General features: G+C 65.7%; 19 protein-coding genes. 11 read left to right on the top strand and 8 right to left on the bottom strand.

The features are described 5' to 3' along the window. Positions 1-70 precede the first annotated feature (70 nt). From G467_RS0100930 to G467_RS0100915, 4 genes are all read left to right on the top strand, one after another. Complete coding sequence (locus G467_RS0100930) at positions 71-1564, top strand: N-acetylmuramoyl-L-alanine amidase (RefSeq protein WP_022967859.1); 1494 nt, start codon at positions 71-73, stop codon at positions 1562-1564. Between the two features lie 63 nt (positions 1565-1627). Further along, entirely contained in the window at positions 1628-3424 is a 1797-nt protein-coding gene (mutL, locus tag G467_RS0100925) for a DNA mismatch repair endonuclease MutL (RefSeq protein ID WP_026802228.1), read from the top strand. Between the two features lie 3 nt (positions 3425-3427). Next, complete coding sequence (locus tag G467_RS14925) at positions 3428-4393, top strand: DUF1684 domain-containing protein (protein ID WP_022967857.1); 966 nt, start codon at positions 3428-3430, stop codon at positions 4391-4393. A gap of 8 nt (positions 4394-4401) precedes the next feature. Then, positions 4402-5277 (top strand): TraB/GumN family protein, encoded by an 876-nt coding sequence (locus G467_RS0100915; RefSeq protein ID WP_022967856.1) that lies wholly within the window; start codon positions 4402-4404, stop codon positions 5275-5277. On the opposite strand, the gene rsxB is transcribed toward G467_RS0100915, so the two are convergent. From rsxB to metG, 3 genes are read right to left on the bottom strand one after another with little or no spacing between them, the layout of a single operon-like run. Then, positions 5256-5780, bottom strand: a complete 525-nt coding sequence (gene rsxB, locus G467_RS14920; RefSeq protein ID WP_211214043.1) for an electron transport complex subunit RsxB — start codon at positions 5778-5780, stop codon at positions 5256-5258. The genes G467_RS0100915 and rsxB overlap by 22 nt on opposite strands. Before the next feature lie 23 nt (positions 5781-5803). After that, entirely contained in the window at positions 5804-6388 is a 585-nt protein-coding gene (locus tag G467_RS0100905; protein ID WP_022967854.1) for an electron transport complex protein RnfA, read from the bottom strand. A 9-nt stretch (positions 6389-6397) separates the two neighbouring features. Beyond that, on the bottom strand, positions 6398-8497 hold the full coding sequence (gene metG, locus G467_RS0100900; protein ID WP_022967853.1) for a methionine--tRNA ligase: 2100 nt from the start codon (positions 8495-8497) through the stop codon (positions 6398-6400). A 108-nt stretch (positions 8498-8605) separates the two neighbouring features. Here metG and apbC point away from each other — a divergent pair, with 108 nt between their 5' ends. The 4 genes from apbC to dcd are packed head-to-tail and all read left to right on the top strand — an operon-like array spanning position 8606 to position 11349. Then, positions 8606-9694: an iron-sulfur cluster carrier protein ApbC gene (gene apbC, locus G467_RS0100895; RefSeq protein ID WP_022967852.1), complete on the top strand. Its 1089-nt coding sequence runs from the start codon at positions 8606-8608 to the stop codon at positions 9692-9694. 1 nt (position 9695) lies between these two features. Next, positions 9696-10301 carry a DUF1287 domain-containing protein gene (locus G467_RS14915; protein WP_081644526.1) on the top strand — a complete coding sequence of 202 codons (606 nt, stop codon included), beginning with the start codon at positions 9696-9698 and terminating at the stop codon, positions 10299-10301. Next, positions 10298-10783 carry a DUF2127 domain-containing protein gene (locus G467_RS0100885; protein ID WP_022967850.1) on the top strand — a complete coding sequence of 162 codons (486 nt, stop codon included), beginning with the start codon at positions 10298-10300 and terminating at the stop codon, positions 10781-10783. The genes G467_RS14915 and G467_RS0100885 overlap by 4 nt, the downstream gene beginning before the upstream one ends. Next, on the top strand, positions 10780-11349 hold the full coding sequence (gene dcd / locus G467_RS0100880) for a dCTP deaminase (protein WP_022967849.1): 570 nt from the start codon (positions 10780-10782) through the stop codon (positions 11347-11349). Before G467_RS0100885 ends, dcd begins: the two co-directional genes overlap by 4 nt. Before the next feature lie 15 nt (positions 11350-11364). Here dcd and G467_RS0100875 read toward each other — a convergent pair whose 3' ends face one another. Then, positions 11365-11787 carry an HIT domain-containing protein gene (locus G467_RS0100875; protein ID WP_022967848.1) on the bottom strand — a complete coding sequence of 141 codons (423 nt, stop codon included), beginning with the start codon at positions 11785-11787 and terminating at the stop codon, positions 11365-11367. A 2-nt stretch (positions 11788-11789) separates the two neighbouring features. Further along, entirely contained in the window at positions 11790-12446 is a 657-nt protein-coding gene (locus tag G467_RS0100870; RefSeq protein WP_022967847.1) for a dienelactone hydrolase family protein, read from the bottom strand. Positions 12447-12540: 94 nt separating this feature from the next. Between G467_RS0100870 and rimO the strand changes: the two genes are divergently transcribed. Beyond that, entirely contained in the window at positions 12541-13866 is a 1326-nt protein-coding gene (gene rimO / locus G467_RS0100865; RefSeq protein WP_022967846.1) for a 30S ribosomal protein S12 methylthiotransferase RimO, read from the top strand. A gap of 71 nt (positions 13867-13937) precedes the next feature. Next, positions 13938-14555: a hypothetical protein gene (locus G467_RS0100860; protein ID WP_022967845.1), complete on the top strand. Its 618-nt coding sequence runs from the start codon at positions 13938-13940 to the stop codon at positions 14553-14555. 37 nt (positions 14556-14592) lie between these two features. On the opposite strand, the gene greB is transcribed toward G467_RS0100860, so the two are convergent. From greB to G467_RS0100845, 3 genes are all read right to left on the bottom strand, one after another. Beyond that, positions 14593-15093 carry a transcription elongation factor GreB gene (greB, locus tag G467_RS0100855; RefSeq protein WP_022967844.1) on the bottom strand — a complete coding sequence of 167 codons (501 nt, stop codon included), beginning with the start codon at positions 15091-15093 and terminating at the stop codon, positions 14593-14595. 1 nt (position 15094) lies between these two features. Beyond that, positions 15095-15460 (bottom strand): hypothetical protein, encoded by a 366-nt coding sequence (locus tag G467_RS0100850; RefSeq protein WP_022967843.1) that lies wholly within the window; start codon positions 15458-15460, stop codon positions 15095-15097. Positions 15461-15547: 87 nt separating this feature from the next. After that, entirely contained in the window at positions 15548-17044 is a 1497-nt protein-coding gene (locus G467_RS0100845; RefSeq protein ID WP_022967842.1) for a helicase HerA-like domain-containing protein, read from the bottom strand. A gap of 105 nt (positions 17045-17149) precedes the next feature. Here G467_RS0100845 and G467_RS0100840 point away from each other — a divergent pair, with 105 nt between their 5' ends. Next, positions 17150-18667: a lytic transglycosylase gene (locus tag G467_RS0100840; RefSeq protein ID WP_022967841.1), complete on the top strand. Its 1518-nt coding sequence runs from the start codon at positions 17150-17152 to the stop codon at positions 18665-18667. Positions 18668-18690 lie beyond the last annotated feature (23 nt).

Below are 18690 nucleotides of genomic sequence, written 5' to 3'. Positions count from 1 at the left end.
TCGGCCAGGTCGCGGATTTTGAAGGGAAAAGCCCTTGCAATCCGATCAAACGGGTGCTTCAATCCCGGCCATGCGCCCGATGCCGTCCTTGATCACGCTGTTCGCTGCGCTTGCGTTGCCGGTTTCGGCGGCGTCGGCGGCGGACCTGCGTGCGGTTAAGCTCATGGAAAACGACCTGGGCACGCGCGCGGTCGTTGACCTGTCCGGCCCGGTCGAATACAAGTATTTCACCCTGCAGAACCCCGAGCGCCTGGTCCTGGACATCCAGGGCGGCCGCCTCGATGGCCGCTATGGCGCGCCCGCCGCCAACGGCGTGGTCACCAATGTCCGCACCGGCAAACCCACGCCCGACACCCTGCGCATTGTTTTCGAACTCGGTCGCACGGTCACGGCCCAGGGCCGGCTCGAGCGCGAGGGCGGCGGCAGCCGGCTGGTGCTGGACCTGACGCCGCCGGGGGCGAAAGCCCGGCCGATCGTCCCTTCGCAGCAGACATCGATGGCGGTCTCGTCTCCGCCATCGGTGGCTCCGTCTACGCCAGCCCCGGTGGTCGTTGCACCGGTGCTGGAACCGCGGGAACCGGTGGTGCCGCGCGCCGCGCCGGCGCGGACCCTGCGTGACGTCATCGGCGGCAGCCAGCGTGAGCTGATCGTCGCCATCGATGCCGGCCACGGCGGCAAGGACCCCGGTGCCCATGGCCCGAGCGGTCTGAACGAAAAAGTGGTGACTCTCGCCGTCGCCCGCGAACTCGCGCGCCAGATCGATGCCGATCCGGGCATGAAGGCCGTGCTGATCCGCGAAGGCGACAGCTTCGTACAGCTGCAGGACCGCTACATGATCGCGCGCCGCGCGCAGGCGGACCTGTTCATCTCGATCCACGCCGATGCCGCGCTGAACAATTCCGCGTCCGGTGCCTCGGTGTATGTGCTGTCCACGCGCGGTGCGTCTTCGCAGGCCGCGCGTTGGCTCGCGGACAAGGAAAACGCGGCCGATCTGGTCGGCGGCGTGTCGCTCGACGACAAGGATCGCAATCTGTCCGCAGTGCTGCTGGACCTGTCGCAGAGCGCGACCATGCGCGCGTCCGACGATATCGCCAGCCAGGTGCTCGCCTCGCTCAAGAATGTCGGCAAGGCGCACAAGGCCGGCGTCGAGCGGGCGAATTTCGTCGTGCTGCGCTCGCCGGACGTGCCCTCGATGCTGGTCGAAACCGGCTTCATCACCAATCCGGGCGAAGAAAAGAAGCTCAACGATCCCGACTATCGTCGCCGCCTCGCGAGCGCGATCGCCTCGGGCGTGCGCCAGTACTTCACCGACCAGCCGCCGCCGGGCACCTGGTACGCCGCCCAGCAGGCGGACGGCGAAACGGTCCTGGCTTCGGTGCCGGACAAGCCGGTGCGCTCCGCCACCCGCCAGCACGTGGTCAGCCGCGGCGAGACCCTGACCCTGATCGCCGCCCAGCACGGCGTGCCGGTCAATTCGCTGCGGGAAGCCAACAACAAGCACACCGACCGCGTGCGCGTCGGCGAGCGCCTGAAGATCCCGCTGATCGCTTCGGCGCCCGAGTAAGGGCGGCCCCCGGGGCGGCACGGCGCCGCTGCTATGATTCCGGCTTTGGAGACCGCCAAAGCCGTGCCGATCCGTCAGCTTCCCGACACCCTCATCAACCAGATCGCCGCCGGCGAAGTGGTCGAACGTCCGTCCTCCGTGGTCAAGGAACTGGTCGAGAACGCCCTCGATGCCGGCGCCCGGCGCGTCGACATCGATCTGGAGGAGGGCGGTATCCGCCTCATCCGCATTCGCGACGACGGCGGCGGCATCGCGGCACAGGATCTCGCGCTGGCGGTATCGCGCCATGCGACCAGCAAGATCGGCTCGCTCGATGACCTCGAACAGGTCGCGACCCTCGGGTTTCGCGGCGAGGCCCTGCCTTCGATCGCGTCCGTCAGCCGGTTTTCCCTGAGTTCGAAAACCCCGAGCAGCGAGCACGGTGCGCGTCTGGACATCGAAGGCGGCAAGACCGGCGACGTGCAGCCGCATCCGCATCCGACCGGCACGACGATCGAAGTACGCGATCTGTTCTACAACGTGCCGGCGCGGCGCAAATTCCTGCGCGCCGAACGCACCGAGTTCGGCCACGTCGAGGAATGGCTGCGCTCCCTCGCGCTCGCTCGGCCCCAGGTGGAATTGCGCGTGTCGCACAACGGCAAGCTCGCCAAACACTACCGGCCGGTGGTCGCGGAAGACGAGCAGCTCAAGCGCGTTGCCGAAGCCTTGGGACAGGAATTCGTCGGCAACTGCCTGACGATCGACCACGGCGTCGCCGGCCTGCGTCTGCATGGCTGGGTCGGCTTGCCGACGGCGTCGCGTTCGAGCGGCGACCAGCAGTATTTCTACGTCAACGGCCGCGCGGTGAAAGACCGGGTGGTCGCGCACGCGGTGCGCCAGGCGTATGCGGACGTGTTGTTCCATGGCCGCTATCCGGCGTTCGTGCTGTTCCTGGAACTCGATCCGCGGCGTGTGGACGTGAACGTACATCCGGCCAAGCACGAGGTGCGTTTCCGCGACGGACGCCTGGTGCACGATTTCGTGTTCAAGACCTTGCATGAAGCCCTCGCAGGCACGCGCGCCGGCGCGAATGCGCTCTCCGAGCCGGCGTTTGCGGTAGGCGAGGCGACGTCGTCTTACGGGTCCTGGCAGACGGCGCCGCAGGGTGCGATGAATCTGCCGCTCGGCGGCGGCGAGGCCGTCGCGAATTACGCGGCCCTGTATCGCGGCGGCGGGTCGAGCTCGCAGCCGATTCCCGTCGGCTCCACCCAGTGGCCCGCCGCGAACGAGGCGACGGCGCCGCCCTTGGGTTTCGCGCTGGCGCAGTTGCACGGCATTTTCATACTCGCCGAAAACGAACACGGCCTCGTACTCGTGGACATGCACGCGGCGCACGAGCGCATCACCTACGAGCACCTCAAGCAGGCGCAAGACGGCGAGGGCATCCGCGCGCAGCCCTTGCTCGTGCCGCTGGCCCTGGCGGTGGCGGAGCGCGAGGCGGATATCGCCGAGGAATTCGCCGGCGCACTCGCGGCACTGGGCTTCGAACTGCGGCGCTCCGGTCCGCAGGCGTTGAGCGTGCGCTCGGTGCCCGCGCTGCTGGCCGACCTGGATCCGAAGGCCCTGGTGCTCGACGTGCTCAACGATCTGCGCGAGCACGGCAGCAGCCGCGTCATCGAGCAGGCGCGCAACGAACTGCTGTCTACCGTGGCCTGCCATACCTCGGTGCGCGCCAACCGGCGTCTGACGATCCCCGAGATGAACGCACTGTTGCGCGACATGGAGTCCACCGAACGCTCCGGACAATGCAATCATGGCCGTCCGACCTGGGTGCAATTGTCCAAATCCGAACTCGACAAACTTTTCCTGCGGGGACGCTAGCCGATGCGCAAACTGATCCTGACCGCGGCCCTGGCCGCCACCGTCCTGCTCGCCGCCTGCGGCAAGGACGAAACCGTCGCGACGGCCGATCCGGCTGCCACGGCTGCCAAGCAGGCCTACGAGAAAACCATCCGCGACTGGCGCAACGAGCGCGTGCAGCGACTGCAGAAAGTCGACGGCTGGCTGTCACTGGTAGGCATGCACTGGATCGAAGTCGGCACGTCGCGCGTGGGCACGAATCCGAAATTCAACACGCCGCTGGCCGTGGGCCCGTCCCTGCTGGGCATGCTGACCCTGACCAAGGACGGCACGCTGAGCTTCCGTCCGGAAAGCGATGCCGGCGTGACCATCGATGGCGTGCCCGCAACCGGGCCGACCCGGCTGGTGTCGGATGCCGACGCCGGTCCGGATGCCGGACCGACCGTGGTGGGCTTCAACCAGGGCGACGCCAGTTTCATCGTGATCAAACGCGGCGGCCGCTATGCGATGCGCGTGCGCAATGCGATGGCGGCGACGCGCACGGGGTTCACCGGCATCGACTATTTCCCGATCGACCAGAGCTTCCGCTTCCAGGCCAAATTCACGCCGCACCCGGCCGGCCAGAAGATCGACATCGTCAACATCCTCAGCCAGGTCGAGCCGATGGACAATCCCGGCACGGTCACCTTCGAGAAGGACGGCAAGTCGTACACGCTCGAGGCAGTGGATGAAGGCGACCATCAGTTGTTCCTGATCTATGCCGACCGCACCAGCGGCCACGAGAGCTATGCCGCGGCGCGCTTCCTCTATGCCGACTATCCCGGCGCCGATGGCACGACGGTGGTCGATTTCAACAAGGGCTACAACCCGCCCTGCGCGTTCACGCCTTACTCCACCTGTCCGATGCCGCCCTTGTCGAACCGGTTGGACCTGGCGATCACCGCCGGCGAAAAGAAACCCCGCAAGCTCGGCGCGGCGGTCGCTCAATGAAGAGAACCATGAAAAAACTTTTGCCGCTGGTGCTGCTGGCGCTGTGCTGCTCGTGCGTGCAGGCAAAACCGCCGAAGCCTTTGCTGTGGAAAGTCAGTGACGGTAACAATTCGGTTTATCTGCTCGGCTCGTTCCATGCGCTGAAGCCCGACGACTATCCGCTCGCGGACTCGGTCGAAGCGGCGTTCGCCGATGCTGAACGCGTCGCGTTCGAGTTGTCGCCCGAAGAGCTGCAGTCGCCGATGCTGGTACAAAAAATGATGATGGCGGCCGTGTTGCCGGCCGGCACGTCCTTGCAGCAGCAGATGACCCCGGCGGAATTCGCCCAGCTGCAGGCCTACGCGAGCAAGCACGATCTCAATCTGGCCAACTACGATCGTCTGGAACCTTGGTTCATGTCGCTGGTGATCAGTTCGATGGAGATGCAGCAGGCCGGCCTCGATCCCAAGCAGGGTCTGGACCGGCATTTGATGGCGCGCGCCGCCGAAGCGAACAAGGCCACGCTCGGCCTGGAAACCGCCGACGAACAGATCGCCGCCCTCGACAGCATGAGTGCCCAGGAACAGCAGCAGGCCCTGGCCGAAGCGCTGGATACCGCCGATGACTTCAAGGCCGAAATCGACAGGCTGCATGCACAGTGGCGAGCCGGCAATGACAAGGCGCTCTACGCCGAGATGGGCGCGAAGTTCAAGGCCGAGTACCCGGGCCTGTATCAGCGCATCGACGTCGATCGCAACAACGCCTGGTTGCCGAAGATCCACGCGATGCTCGATCAGGAATCCGAGACCGACACCCTGGTCGTAGTCGGTAGCTTGCACCTGCTCGGCCGCGAGGGACTGGTCGCCCAGCTCAAGGCCAAGGGTTACAAGGTCGAAAGGCTGTAGCGGACCGCCGTCGCGCCCGGATGGCGGCGCGGCGGAATCAGATCGATGCAGTCGACCGGGCAGGGCGGGATGCACAGCTCGCAGCCGGTGCACAGATCGGCAAGCACGGTGTGCATGAGTTTGGGCGCGCCGATGATCGCGTCGACCGGACAGGCCTGGATGCATTTGGTGCAGCCGATACATTCGGCTTCGCGGATGAAAGCGACCACCGGCGGTTTTTCGATGCCGTGCGCGGGATCGAGCGGTTTCGGTTCGCGTCCGAGCAATAGCGCCAGCGCGCGGATGCCGGCGTCGCCACCGGGCGGGCAGCGATTGATGTCGGCGTCGCCACGCGCGATCGCTTCGGCGTAAGGACGGCAACCGGCGAAATCGCATTGTCCGCATTGCGTCTGCGGCAGCAGGCGGTTGATCTGTTCGTCCAGCGGGACCGCGTCGGTTCCGAGCGGCGGTGCGCGACCGATCCAACGACTCGCGAGGAAGCCCAGCATCGCCAGGAGGAACATCGCCAGCGCGAGTGCGGTCAGGCTCATGTGTCGTGGATCATGCCGGCAAAGCCCAGGAAGGCCAGCGACAGGAGGCCGGCTGTCGTCAAGACGATCGGCAGGCCGCGCCACGCCACCGGCACGTCCGCTGTCTCCAGGCGCTCGCGCATTGCCGAAAATAACACCAGCGCCACGGCGAAACCCAAGGCCGCTCCGAGCGCATGGACGAGCGTGGCCAGCAGGGAACGCGCCGTCTGCGCGTCGACCAGTGCGACGCCTAGCAGCATGCAGTTGGCGAGCACCAGCGGCAGATAGGCACCGAGCGCGCGATGCTGTGGCGGACGGCGACGGGCGAGGGCGAGATCGCAGCCGCAGGCGACCGCGGCGATCACGACGAGGAAGACCAGGATGCGCAGATGCGCCAGTCCGAGCGGCGCGAGCAGGCCCTGCTGCAGGCCCCAGTTCAACACGGCCGAAATCGTCAGCACGATCCCGGTCATGACGGCGATGCCCTGCGCCGCCTCGAGCGTCCGCGACGCGCCTACGAACGGCGCCAGGCCGAACAGTTTCACCAACACGAGTTGGTTGACGAAGGCAGCGCCGAGGAAGAGGAGCAGCAGATCGGTCATGGCCTGCCGTTATTTGACGGTCATGCCCGCCATCGCACCGGCATCGACGTCGAGCAGGAACAGGCCGTCGTCGCCACCCGCGGACAGGATCATGCCTTCGGAGACGCCGAAGCGCATCTTCCGCGGTGCGAGATTGGCGATGAACACGACGTGGCGCCCGAGCAGTTTTTCCGGTTCCGGATAGCCGGCGCGGATGCCCGAGAAAATCTGCCGCTCGCCCAGGTCGCCGGCATCGAGCCGGAAACGCAGCAGCTTGTCGGAGCCTTCGACGAAGGCGCACTCGAGCACCTTGCCCACGCGCAGGTCGAGCTTGGCGAAGTCGTCGATGCCGATCACCGCGCCCGCCGTGCCTGTAGGAGCGACCTTGGTCGCGACAGCCGCCGGCACGCCTGCCGTGGTCGCGACCGGGGTCGCTCCTACGGCGGCATCGGCGGGTTTGAGGGTTTCTTTCGAGGCGTCGATCATGGCTTCAATCTGTTGGGGGTCGATGCGGGTGAGCAGGGGCTCGTACGGGGCGATCACGTGCGCGGTCAGTGGTTGCGCGACGTCGTCCCAGTGCGCGACGGGCGCGTTGAGGAACGCTTCGGCACGCGCGCAGAGGGTCGGCAGCACGGGTTTGAGACCGGCAGCGAGCACGCGGAACAGATTCAGGCCCTGCGAGCAGACAGCCTGCAGTTCGGCGTCGGCGCCTTCCTGCTTGGCGATGACCCAGGGTTTCTTTTCGTCGATGTAGCGGTTGGCTTCGTCGGCGAGCGTCATCACGTGGCGGATGGCCAGATTGAATTCGCCGGCAGCGTAGAAATCGCGCACCTCGTGCAATGCAGCGGCGAAACGGGCGTACATCGGCGGGTCCGGCAGCGTTGCCGCGAGCCGACCGTCGAAGCGCTTGCCGATGAAGCCCGCGCAACGACTGGCGATGTTGACGAACTTGCCGACCAGGTCGGCATTCACGCGCGCCGTGTAGTCCTCGAGGTTGAGATCAAGATCGTCGACGCCCGCGCCGGATTTCGCGGCGAAGTAATAGCGCAGCGTCTCCGGGTTCAGCCCCACGTCCAGGAAGGTACGCGCCATGATGAAGGTGCCGCGCGATTTCGACATCTTCGCGCCGTTCACCATCAGGTAGCCGTTGACGTGCAGCTTGGTCGGCGTGCGGAAGCCGGCGCCGTGCAGCATCGCCGGCCAGAACAGGCCGTGGAAATTGATGATGTCCTTGCCGAGGAAATGATGCATCTCGGTTTCGCCGGCGGCGTTGCGCGTGGCGTCGGTGTACGCGGCGAAATCGCCGCCGTTGGCGTCGCAGTACGCGCGGAAGCTGGCGAGATAGCCGATCGGCGCATCGAGCCAGACATAGAAGAACTTGCCGGGTGCGTCGGGAATGGGAAAGCCGAAATACGGCGCGTCGCGGGAAATGTCCCAGTCGCGCAAGCCGCCTTCGAGCCATTCGCCGAGCTTGGCCTTGACCGAGCTGTGCGCGACTTCGCCGGTCAGCCAGCTGCGCAGGAAGGTTTCGAACTTGCCGAGCTCGAAGAAATAATGCTCGGAGTCGCGCAATTCCGGCGTTGCGCCCGAGACCACCGAGCGCGGATTCTTCAGGTCGGTCGGCGAGTACGCCTTGCCACAGACTTCGCAGTTGTCGCCGTACTGGTCGGGGCTGCCGCAGTTCGGGCACTCGCCCTTGATGTAGCGGTCGGGCAGGAACATCTGCTTGATCGGGTCGAACAACTGCTGGATCGAACGCCGGGCGATGACCTTCTCGCCGTGGCTGCCGTCGCGCAGGCGCGTGTAGATCAGGGTGGCGAGCGCGCGGTTTTCTTCCGAATGCGTCGAATGGTAGTGGTCGAAGGCGACGCCGAAGTCGGCAAAATCACGCTCGTGCCCGACCTGGATCGCGCGGATGAAGTCTTCCGGGGTCTGCCCGGCCTTTTCCGCGGCGAGCATGATCGGGGTGCCGTGGGCGTCGTCGGCGCAGACGAAATGCACGCCGCCGCCGGCCAGGCGGCGCGCGCGGACCCAGATGTCGGCCTGGATGTAGCCGACCAGGTGGCCCAGGTGCAGCGGGCCGTTGGCGTAGGGAAGGGCGGTGGTAACGAGGGCGGGGGCGGGTTTCATGCGCCGATTATCGCAGACGGCGGGGGCCGGGCCGTAGTCGGACGGGCTGCAAGGCCTCGGTCACGGGCTTGAGGGTACAATTCGCGCCTCGCTATCAGACCCCCTCGCATGAGCCTGAGCCCCGACGCTGTACGTTCCGCCCTCGCGCAGGTCATCGATCCGCATGTCCAGACCGATCTTGTCAGCGCCCAGTCCGTGCGCGGCGTCGGTGTGGACGGCGGCAAGGTCGCGGTCGAGCTGCAGCTGGCCTATCCGGCGGCAAGCTGGCACGAGACGCTCGCAGCGCAGGTCCGGCAGGTCGTCGGCGCCTTGCCCGGCGTCGAGGCCGTCACAGTCGCGATCGGCACGCGGATCAGCGCCCACCGTGTCCAGAAAGACCTGACGCCGCTGCCGGAAGTGAAGAACATCATCGCCGTCGCCTCGGGCAAGGGCGGCGTCGGCAAGTCCACGACCGCCGTGAACCTGGCCCTGGCGCTCGCGGCCGAAGGCGCGCAGGTCGGCATCCTCGATGCGGACATCCACGGCCCCAGCATCCCGATGATGCTCGGCCTGCAGGGCAAACCGGAAAGTCCGGATGGCAAGAACATCCAGCCCAAGCTCAGCCATGGCCTGCAGGCGATGTCGATCGGCCTGTTCCTGGGCGAGGACACGCCGACCATCTGGCGCGGCCCGATGACCACGCAGTACCTGCAGCAGTTGCTGACCACGACGCTCTGGCAGGGACTGGACTACCTGATCATCGACCTGCCGCCGGGCACCGGCGATATCCAGCTCACGCTCGCGCAGCGCGTGCCGGTGTCGGCCGCGATCATCGTGACCACGCCGCAGGACATCGCCCTGCTCGACGCGAAGAAGGCGCTGAAGATGTTCGAGAAGGTCGAAGTGCCGGTGCTTGGCATCGTCGAGAACATGGCCGTGCATGTGTGCTCGAACTGCGGCCACGCCGAACATGTCTTCGGTGCCGGCGGCGGCGAGAAGATGGCTGCGCAATACGGTGTTCCGTTGCTGGGTTCGCTGCCGCTGGACATCGCGATCCGCGAACAGGCCGATGCCGGCGCACCGACCGTGGTGGCGCAGCCGGAGTCGGACATCGCGCGCAGCTACCGTTCGATCGCGCGCCAGGCGGCGGCGCGCCTGTCGCAGCAGGCGAAGAACAAGTCGATCGCCTTCCCCAACATCGTCATCCAGAACACCTGAGATGCGCGCTTCCCGACCCCCAGGCGTGCTGCTCGCGCTCGTCGCGCTCTTTGCGCCCTGCGCGGGCGCGACCGCACTCGCCCAGGCCGCCCAGGCGCAGGTCGGCGTGACCCTGCGCTATGACCCGGCCTATGTGCGGCTGGCCTATCCGGGCGGCGACGTGCCGATGGACCGCGGCGTGTGCTCGGATGTCGTGATCCGTGCGTTGCGTGCGAAAGGCGTGGACCTGCAACGTCTCGTGCACGAGGACATGCGCGCGAATTTCGCCGTCTATCCGCGCCTGTGGGGCCTGAGCAAGCCCGACAGCAACATCGACCATCGTCGCGTCCCCAATCTCGAACGCTATTTCGCTCGCCGCGCGCAATCGCTGGCCGTCTCCGATCGGGCCGCCGACTATCGGCCGGGCGACATCGTCAGCTGGCGCCTGCCCAATGGTCTGGCGCACATCGGCGTGGTGTCCGCGCGCCGCAGCCTGTTCGGCGGCCGGCCGCTGGTCGTGCACAACATCGGCGCCGGCGCGCGCGAGGAAGACGTGCTGTTCGACTGGCGCCAGGTCGGCCACTACCGCTGGCCGGCGACGCCGGTCGCGGCCGGGGCGACCCGATGAAGAAGATCGAACTCACTCCGCGTCGCCGCCTGCGCATCGTCGCCTGCATCGACATCTTCAAGGGCGTGGTGATCATCGCGATCACCCTGGGCATCCTCAGCGCCCACAGCCATGTGCTCGAGAACGGTGGCGTGTCCTTGCTGCGCCTGCTCGACCTGGATCCCACACTGGGCGCACCGCGCAAGTTCCTCGCGTTCCTGCATGCCGCGGACGACGAACATGGCCTGCTTAGCCTCGCCGCGTCGATCTACGCGCTGCTGCGTTTCGTCGAGGCTTACGGCCTGTGGTTCACGCGCGACTGGGCGCGCTGGCTGGGCCTGATTTCTTCGGGCATGTACGTGCCGTTCGAGCTCTACTATTTCATCAAGGGCCCCAGCTGGGGCACCTTCAGCGTGCTGCTGGTGAACCTGATCGTGGTCTGGCTGTTGTGGCCGCGCCGCCGTCTGCCTTCCAATCAACCCAAGACTCCGGAAAACGCATGAGCATCAAGTCCGACAAGTGGATCCGTCGCATGGCCGAACAGCAGGGCATGATTTCCCCGTTCGAGCCTGGCCAGGTCAAGCACGCGGCCGACGGCCATCGCATAGTGTCCTACGGCACGTCCAGCTACGGCTACGACGTGCGCTGCGCGCGCGAGTTCAAGATCTTCACCAACATCAACTCGACCATCGTGGACCCGAAAGCGTTCGATCCGAGCAGCTTCGTCGACGTCGAGGCTGATGTCTGCATCATTCCGCCGAACAGTTTCGCGCTGGCGCGCACCGTGGAATTCTTCCGCATTCCGCGTTCGACCCTGGTGGTGTGCCTGGGCAAGAGCACCTATGCGCGCTGCGGCATCATCGTCAACGTCACGCCGCTGGAGCCGGAGTGGGAAGGGCATGTGACGCTGGAATTCAGCAATACCACGCCGCTGCCGGCGAAGATCTACGCCAACGAAGGCGTGGCGCAGATGCTGTTCTTCGAATCCGATGAAATGTGCGAGACCAGCTACAAGGATCGCGGCGGCAAATACCAGGGCCAGACGGGCGTCACGCTGCCGCGCACCTGATCCATCCCGTTGCGGTCAGGTCCGCTCCCAAGAGAGTTTTTCGCGCAGTTCGGCGAGTCGGGCGTCGCGGGCCTCGTTGCCGAAGCGCTGCATGGAGCCCCAGCCCCAGACCGGGCCAGGCCAGGCGCTGTCGCCCTCGACGCGGGCGACCACATGCACGTGCAGCTGCCGCACGATATTGCCCAGGGCGCCGATATTGATCTTGTCGCAGCGGCCGCTCGCGCGCAGCAGGCGGCCGGCCTGATTGATCTCGGCGAGCAGCAGGCGTTGCGCATCGCCGGGCAGGTCCAGCCATTCGCTCGCGCCGGCCAGACGCGGCACCAGCACCAGCCACGGGAATCGCGTGTCGTCGATCAGGCGCAGCTGCGACAGCGGGCCGTCGGCGACGAAATGGGAATCCGATGCCAGCCGGGCGTCGAGATCGAACGCGTCGGGCATGGTCAGTGCAGGATCTTCTGCAGGAAATTCAGCGTACGGGTCATCGCCTGCTGCGCGACCTCGGCGTTGTAGTCGGCACGCTGGTCGCAGTTGAAGCCATGGCCCGCCGGCCAGACCAGAATCTCGGCGGTGGGCTGGGCATCGCGGGTCTTCTGCAGATCTTCGGGCGGAATGATCGGATCGGCATCGCCGAAATGCATCATCAGCGGCGCTTTCGGCCGTTCGCGCAGGAAGGGCACCGTGCGGCCGCCGTAGTAGCTGACCGCCGGCGCACCGAAACGCGTATTGGCCAGGAAGGCCACCGTGCCGCCCCAGCAGTAGCCGACGATGGCGACCTTGTGATCGGCCTCAAGATGATCGTAGGCGGCGCGGACACCGTCGAGCGCGCCGTTGAAGCCCAGCTCCTCGACGATTTCTCGGCCGCGGGCGACGCCAGCCTCGTCGTAGGCCAGCTCGACGCCAGGGTGCACGAGGTCGAACAGAGCCGGCGCGACCGCGACATAGCCGTGGTTGGCGAACCGGTCCGCGACCTGTCGGATATGCGAGGTGAGCCCGAAGATTTCCTGCACGATGACCACCGCGCCGCGCGGCGTGATGCGCGGCATCGCTTTCCAGGCCGAAATGCGGCCGTGCCGCGTGCTCAACGAGATGCTTGCCATGGCGGTCCCCCCGATAGCCCCGGTCCAAGCATACGCCCGGGCCGGGCCCGGTGGCAGGGGTATAATCCGCGCCCCTTCCCCGTGGTCGCCATCGATGTCCCTGTCCCAGCCCAAAGTCGGTTTCGTCAGCCTCGGTTGCCCCAAGGCCCTCGTCGATTCCGAGCGCATCCTCACCCAGTTGCGCGTCGAGGGTTACGACATCGTGCCGACGTACGACGACGCCGACGTGGTCGTGGTCAACACCTGCGGCTTCATCGATTCGGCGGTCGCCGAGTCGCTGGATGCGATCGGCGAGGCGCTCGCCGAAAACGGCAAGGTCATCGTCACCGGCTGTCTGGGCAAGCGCGCGGATGTGATCCGCGAGGCACATCCGGGCGTGCTGTCGATCAGCGGTCCGCAGGACTACGGCACGGTCATGAACGCGGTGCACGCGGCATTGCCGCCCAAACACGATCCCTTCCTGGATCTCGTGCCGCCGCAGGGCATCAAGCTGACTCCGAAGCACTATGCGTACCTGAAGATTTCCGAAGGCTGCAATCATCGCTGCAGTTTCTGCATCATTCCCTCGATGCGCGGCGACCTCGTCTCGCGACCGGTCGACGAGGTTCTGCGCGAAGCGGAAAAACTCGTCATGGGCGGCGTCAAGGAACTGCTGGTGATTTCGCAGGACACCAGCGCCTACGGCGTGGACATGAAGTACGCAGAGCGCGAATGGCGCGGCAAGTCCTACCAGACGCGCATGAAGGCCTTGTGCGAAGGTCTGTCCGAGCTCGGTGTCTGGCAGCGCCTGCACTATGTCTACCCCTATCCGCATGTCGACGACATCATTCCGTTGATGGCCGAAGGCAAGCTGCTGCCCTACCTGGACATCCCGTTCCAGCACGCCAGTCCGCGCATCCTCAAGTTGATGAAGCGCCCCGGCGCCGTCGACAAGACGCTCGAACGCATCCAGCGCTGGCGCGAGATATGCCCCGACATCACGATCCGCAGCACCTTCATCGTTGGTTTCCCCGGCGAGACCGAGGACGAATTCGAACAGCTGCTGGATTTCATCGACCAGGCCGAGCTCGATCGCGTCGGTGCCTTCGCCTATTCGCCGGTCGAAGGCGCCAAGGCCAACGACCTGCCCGATGCGGTGCCCGAGGACGTGAAGCAGGAGCGCCTGGCGCGCTTCATGGAGCTGCAGGCCGAGATCAGCACGGCCAAGCTCGAGCGCAAGGTCGGCACGGTGCAGCGTGTGCTGGTCGATTCGATCGATGGCGAGCTCGCAATCGGCCGCTCGATGGCCGACGCGCCGGAGATCGACGGCCTGGTGCAGATCCAGGATGGCGAGTCCGCGGGTCTCAAGCCCGGTCAGTTCGTCGACGTGCACATCATGGGCTCCGACGAGCACGATCTGTTCGGACTGGTCGAGGCCTGAGTCGCCGGCCCGCGCGCCGGCCGGATTCCGTCTTATAGTTCGTCCTCGTCGCGAAACCCGGAGTCTTGCTCATGCGCCTTGCCACTGTCGTGCTGATGTCCGTGGCCGCTCTCGCGGTCGCCGCCCCGGTTGCCGCGGTTGAATTTCCCAAGCGCGCCGATGCGCTGCCGGTCTTCGTACCCGCGGGCATGACGATCGAGACGCAGCTCGAGGCGGATCTCAACAAGGACGGCATCGCCGATACCGCGGCCGTGATTCGTGGCGAGGACGTGCGCTACCTGCTCGTGGCGGTACGCGAGGGCAAGGGCCTGCGTCGCGTCGGATTGGGCGAGATCGACGCCTACCCGCTGGGGAACGCCACGCTGACCGCGCCCAAGGGCGTGCTGCTCATCGAAGACCTGACCGGCGGCACATCGGCGGTCTTCTCTAAATACCGGTATCGCTACGACGCGGCGAGTGATCGCATGCAACTGATCGGCGACGACGTCACCTACTACAGTCGCACCAATCAGCACGACGCGATCGAGATCAGCACCAATCGCGTGACCGGTGCCCGCATCACCCAGGTGCGCAAACTGACGGGCGAGAATTACGTCCCGCAAAAACCCAAGCAGACCAAGGTCAAGGTCCAGAAGCTGTATCTGGAGACCGCGCCGGTGGCGGAAGACACCCTGGGCATCGGCGGATGACACACCCTTAGGAGCCAGCTCGCTGGCGACCGCCCGATCAGGAATACGACACCGAAAGAACAGCGAAGCGCGTGAGCCCACCGGGCAGCAGCGCCTCCAATTCGTCGTCGGCTCGCTTCTTCAACGCGGCGCGCGCCAGCGGCGAATCGATGCTGATCAGGCCGAGCCGGGCGTCGGTTTCATCGGGCCCGACGATGCGGTAGCGCGAGATCTCGCCGTTGGCGATGTTTTCCACCTCGAAGTGCGCGCCGAAATAGATCGCCTCGCGATCGGCCGGCAAGGTGTCGACGACCTTGAGTGATTCCAGGCGTTTGCTCAGATAGCGCACGCGACGGTCGATCTCGCCCAGTTGTTTCTTGCGGTAGGTGTATTCGGCGTTTTCCGAGCGGTCGCCTTCGGCCGCAGCGGCGGCCAGGGCTTTCACCACTTCAGGGCGCTTTTCCTTCCACAAATGGTTGAGCTCGTCGCGCAGCCGCTCGAAACCCTCGCGCGTGATGATCGCGGTCGATGCTTCGGACGGGGGACGCCAACGCGACACGTCAGGACTTCTTTGCAGGTTTCTTCGCAGCTTTTTTCGCTGGTTTGGCGGTGCCGGGCTTTGCCGACGCCGGTTTGGCCGCCGATTTCTTGCCGACGCTTTTGCTCGCCGCATGCTTGGGCGTGGCCTTGACCTTGCGCAGCATTTCGTCAGCGAGCAGCACGTCCTGCGAAATGATGCCGGCCGCCTTGGCGATGGCGAGCTTGGCCTCGACCTCGTTCTCGTTCGGATCTGCGAGCAGCAGCTCGCGGATCGCTTCGCGCACGGCCTTGGCCGCGTCGCGTTTGAGTTTGACGTCGCGACCTTGGCCGACCAGGCCGAGAATCGCATCGACGAGCGGTTTGATCAGTGCGGCCTGAATGGGCATGGCAGGGGTCCACGAAAGAGGGGAGCGGGGCAGGCGGACATCATCCCGCACCGGTGTCGCAGGGGTCGAGACGGCGAATAGCGCGGGTCAGCGCCTTCCGCCGAGCAGTCCGCCGAGCAGTCCGCGCACGATCTGCCGACCGATGCCGGTGGCCACCGTGCGCGTCGCCGATTTCGCCGCGGCTTCCACCGCGCCTTGGCGACGCTTGGTTCCCCAGAGGAATTCGTTGAGCTTGGACGGCGGTTCGGCCTCGGGTTTCGCGGCGGATGCGCGTCCGGTGGTTTTGGCAGGTTCCGGATTCGCAGCTTTTTCGTCGGCGCGCTTGTTGAGCATTTCGAAGGCCGATTCGCGATTGACCGCCGTGTCGTACTTGCCGCCGACCGGGCTGCGGCCGCGCACCGCCGCGCGCTCTTCCATCGTGATCGCGCCCATGCGGCAGCGCGGCGGACAGATGTAGGCGCGCTCGACCGGCATCGGGATGCCCTTGTCGAGCAGCATCGAGGTCAGCGCCTCGCCGACGGCGAGCTCGGAGATCACTTTCGCGACATCGAGCTTGGGGTTGGCGACGAAGGTTTCGGCAGCGGTTTTCACCGCTTTCTGGTCACGCGGGGTGTAGGCGCGCAGCGCGTGTTGGATGCGATTGCCGAGCTGGCCGAGGATCACGTCGGGGATGTCGTCGGGATTCTGTGAGCAGAAATACACGCCCACGCCCTTGGAGCGAATCAGGCGCACGACTTGTTCGACGCGCTGCTGCAGGGCCGGCGGACAGTCGGCGAACAGCAGGTGGGCTTCATCGAAGATGAAAACGAGCTTGGGTTGTTCGAGATCGCCGACTTCGGGCAGGTTCTCGAACAGTTCCGAAAGCAGCCACAGCAGGAAGCTCGAATACAGCCGCGGTTTGAGGATCAGCTGGTCGGCGGCGAGCAGGTTGATGATGCCGCGCCCCGACATGTCCTGGCGCATGAGGTCGGCGAGTTCGAGCGCGGGCTCGCCGAAGAACATTTCGCCGCCTTCCTGTTCCAGGCGCAGCAGCGCGCGCTGGATCGCGGCGACCGAGGTCGGGCTGACCAGGCCGTACTTCTGCGAGATCTCGCTCTTGTGTTCGGCGACGTAGTTGAGCAAGGCGCGCAGATCGTCGAGATCGAGCAGCAACAGTCCTTCGTCGTCGGCCAGCTTAAAGGCGATGTCGAGCACGCCCGATTGCACTTCGTTCAATTCGAGAATGCGGTTGAGCAGGGTGGGGCCCATCTCCGACACCGTGGTGCGCACCGGATGGCCGAGTTTTCCGTACAGGTCCCAGAACACGACCGGACTGGCTTCATTGGTGTATCCCTCGATGCCGATCTGCTGCACGCGAGATGTTATTTTTTCATTCGTGACGCCCGGCATCGCCAGGCCGCTGACGTCGCCTTTCACGTCGGCCATGAACACCGGCACGCCCATGCGCGAAAAGCCTTCGGCGAGCACCATCAGCGATACCGACTTGCCGGTGCCGGTCGCGCCGGCGATCAGACCGTGACGGTTGCCATATTTACCCAGCAGGTAAACCGGGATATCACCTTTGCCGACAAGGATTTCGCTCATGGGGCCTCCGAAGATGAACCGATCATAGGGCCTTGGCTGCAGCCGCGAAACGGTTGCCGTCAGTGGACCGGAACCGATACCCTGCTTTTCCAGTAAGGAAGCAAGATGCCCGCATTCAGAAACTCCCTATTTTTCGCTCTGGCCATCGGCCTGGGTTGCTCGGGCGCCGCGAACGCCGCCCGCACCGACAAGTTCCAGCCGCTCTACCAGCAGATGGATGCCGCCAGCCAGCGCTATCGCGAGGCGCAGGTGCAACTGCAGAACGGCGACGACACCGCGATGGCGCGCATGAGCAAGGCGCTCGAGGATATCGAGGACCTCGCCCAGCAGTGCCTCAAGCAGAAGGGCTGCGAACCCACGCGCGTCATCACCACCTACGAAATCCTGCTCAAGGAGCAGGGCATGGCGCCCGAGGTGACCGCACAGGGCGAGACCGGGGCCGATCCCGATCACATGATTTCGCCGGTCGTTGCCAACTCCCCGGAAGCGGCGCGCACGATGCAGTTGTTGCGCAACGACCATGCGTTCGACCAGATGGTGCAGATGAATGAGCCGGTCCAGGCTGGCATCCGCGAGTGGCTGACCACGCAGCGCGCGTTCCTCATCGATGCCTGGGAAAACTACCAGTACATGCGCTACCTCATGTACCCCGAGTACGAGAAGGCTGGGCTGCCGGAAGCGCTGCTGTTCGGCATCATGGCGAAGGAATCGGGTGGCAAGGTGCATGCCGTTTCCCGTGCTGGCGCCAGCGGACCGCTGCAGTTCATGTACGGCACCGGCATGCGTTTCGGATTGGGCAAGGACAGCAGCGGCTTCGACACGCGTTTCGATCCGCAATACGCGGCGCGCGCGAATGCCGCCTACATCAACGAGCGTTTCCGCGAGCTCAACCGCAACCTCGAATACACCGTCGCGGCCTACAACGGCGGCGAAGGCCGTGCCGCGCGTCTGTATGCCGCGTCGGGCGGGCAGAGTTTCTGGTCGCCCGAGGCCTATGGCCAGCTGCCGCCGGAAACGCGCGACTACGTGCCGATGGTGATCGCAGCGGCGTGGCTGTTCCTGCATCCGAAGCAATACGGTCTGGAATTCCCGAAGATCGACACGACGCCGGACCAGTTCACGCTCGCCCGCGACACCTCGATCAACGAACTGACGATCTGCCTGGGCAACGGGGGCAGCCGCGACGGCTGGTTCCGCGTGCTGCGCAATCTCAATCCGCGCTATGAGCCGGGTGCGACGATTTTCGCCGGCACGGTATTGCGAGCGCCCAAACGCGTGACGGCCCTGTACAAGAACAACTGCACACAGGGTCCGCGCGCCGAACTGGCGTCGACGCTGATGCGCGCGAACAAGTACATCGTTCCCGCGTACGCGGCGAGCCCGAACAATCCGGTCGATGCCAGCGCACCGCTGGCCGGCGCGCAGGCGTCCGTGGCGCGACAGTCGGCGACGTCCCGCAAGAAGCCACGCGACTATCGCGTGCGTCGCGGCGACAGCCTGATGGCGATCGCACGCGAGCACAGCTGCAATCTCGCCGCGCTCGCCCGCGAGAACCGCATCAAGGGGCCGGACTACGCCCTGCGACCGGGGCAGCGCCTGAAGCTGAAGAGCTGCGAGGAATGAGCCCGGCGCACGGCCGGAATCGC

The sequence above is a fragment of the Arenimonas oryziterrae DSM 21050 = YC6267 genome, assembly GCF_000420545.1.
GTDB classification, from domain to species: Bacteria; Pseudomonadota; Gammaproteobacteria; order Xanthomonadales; family Xanthomonadaceae; genus Arenimonas; species Arenimonas oryziterrae.
This window is presented reverse-complemented; position numbering and strand designations above follow the sequence as displayed.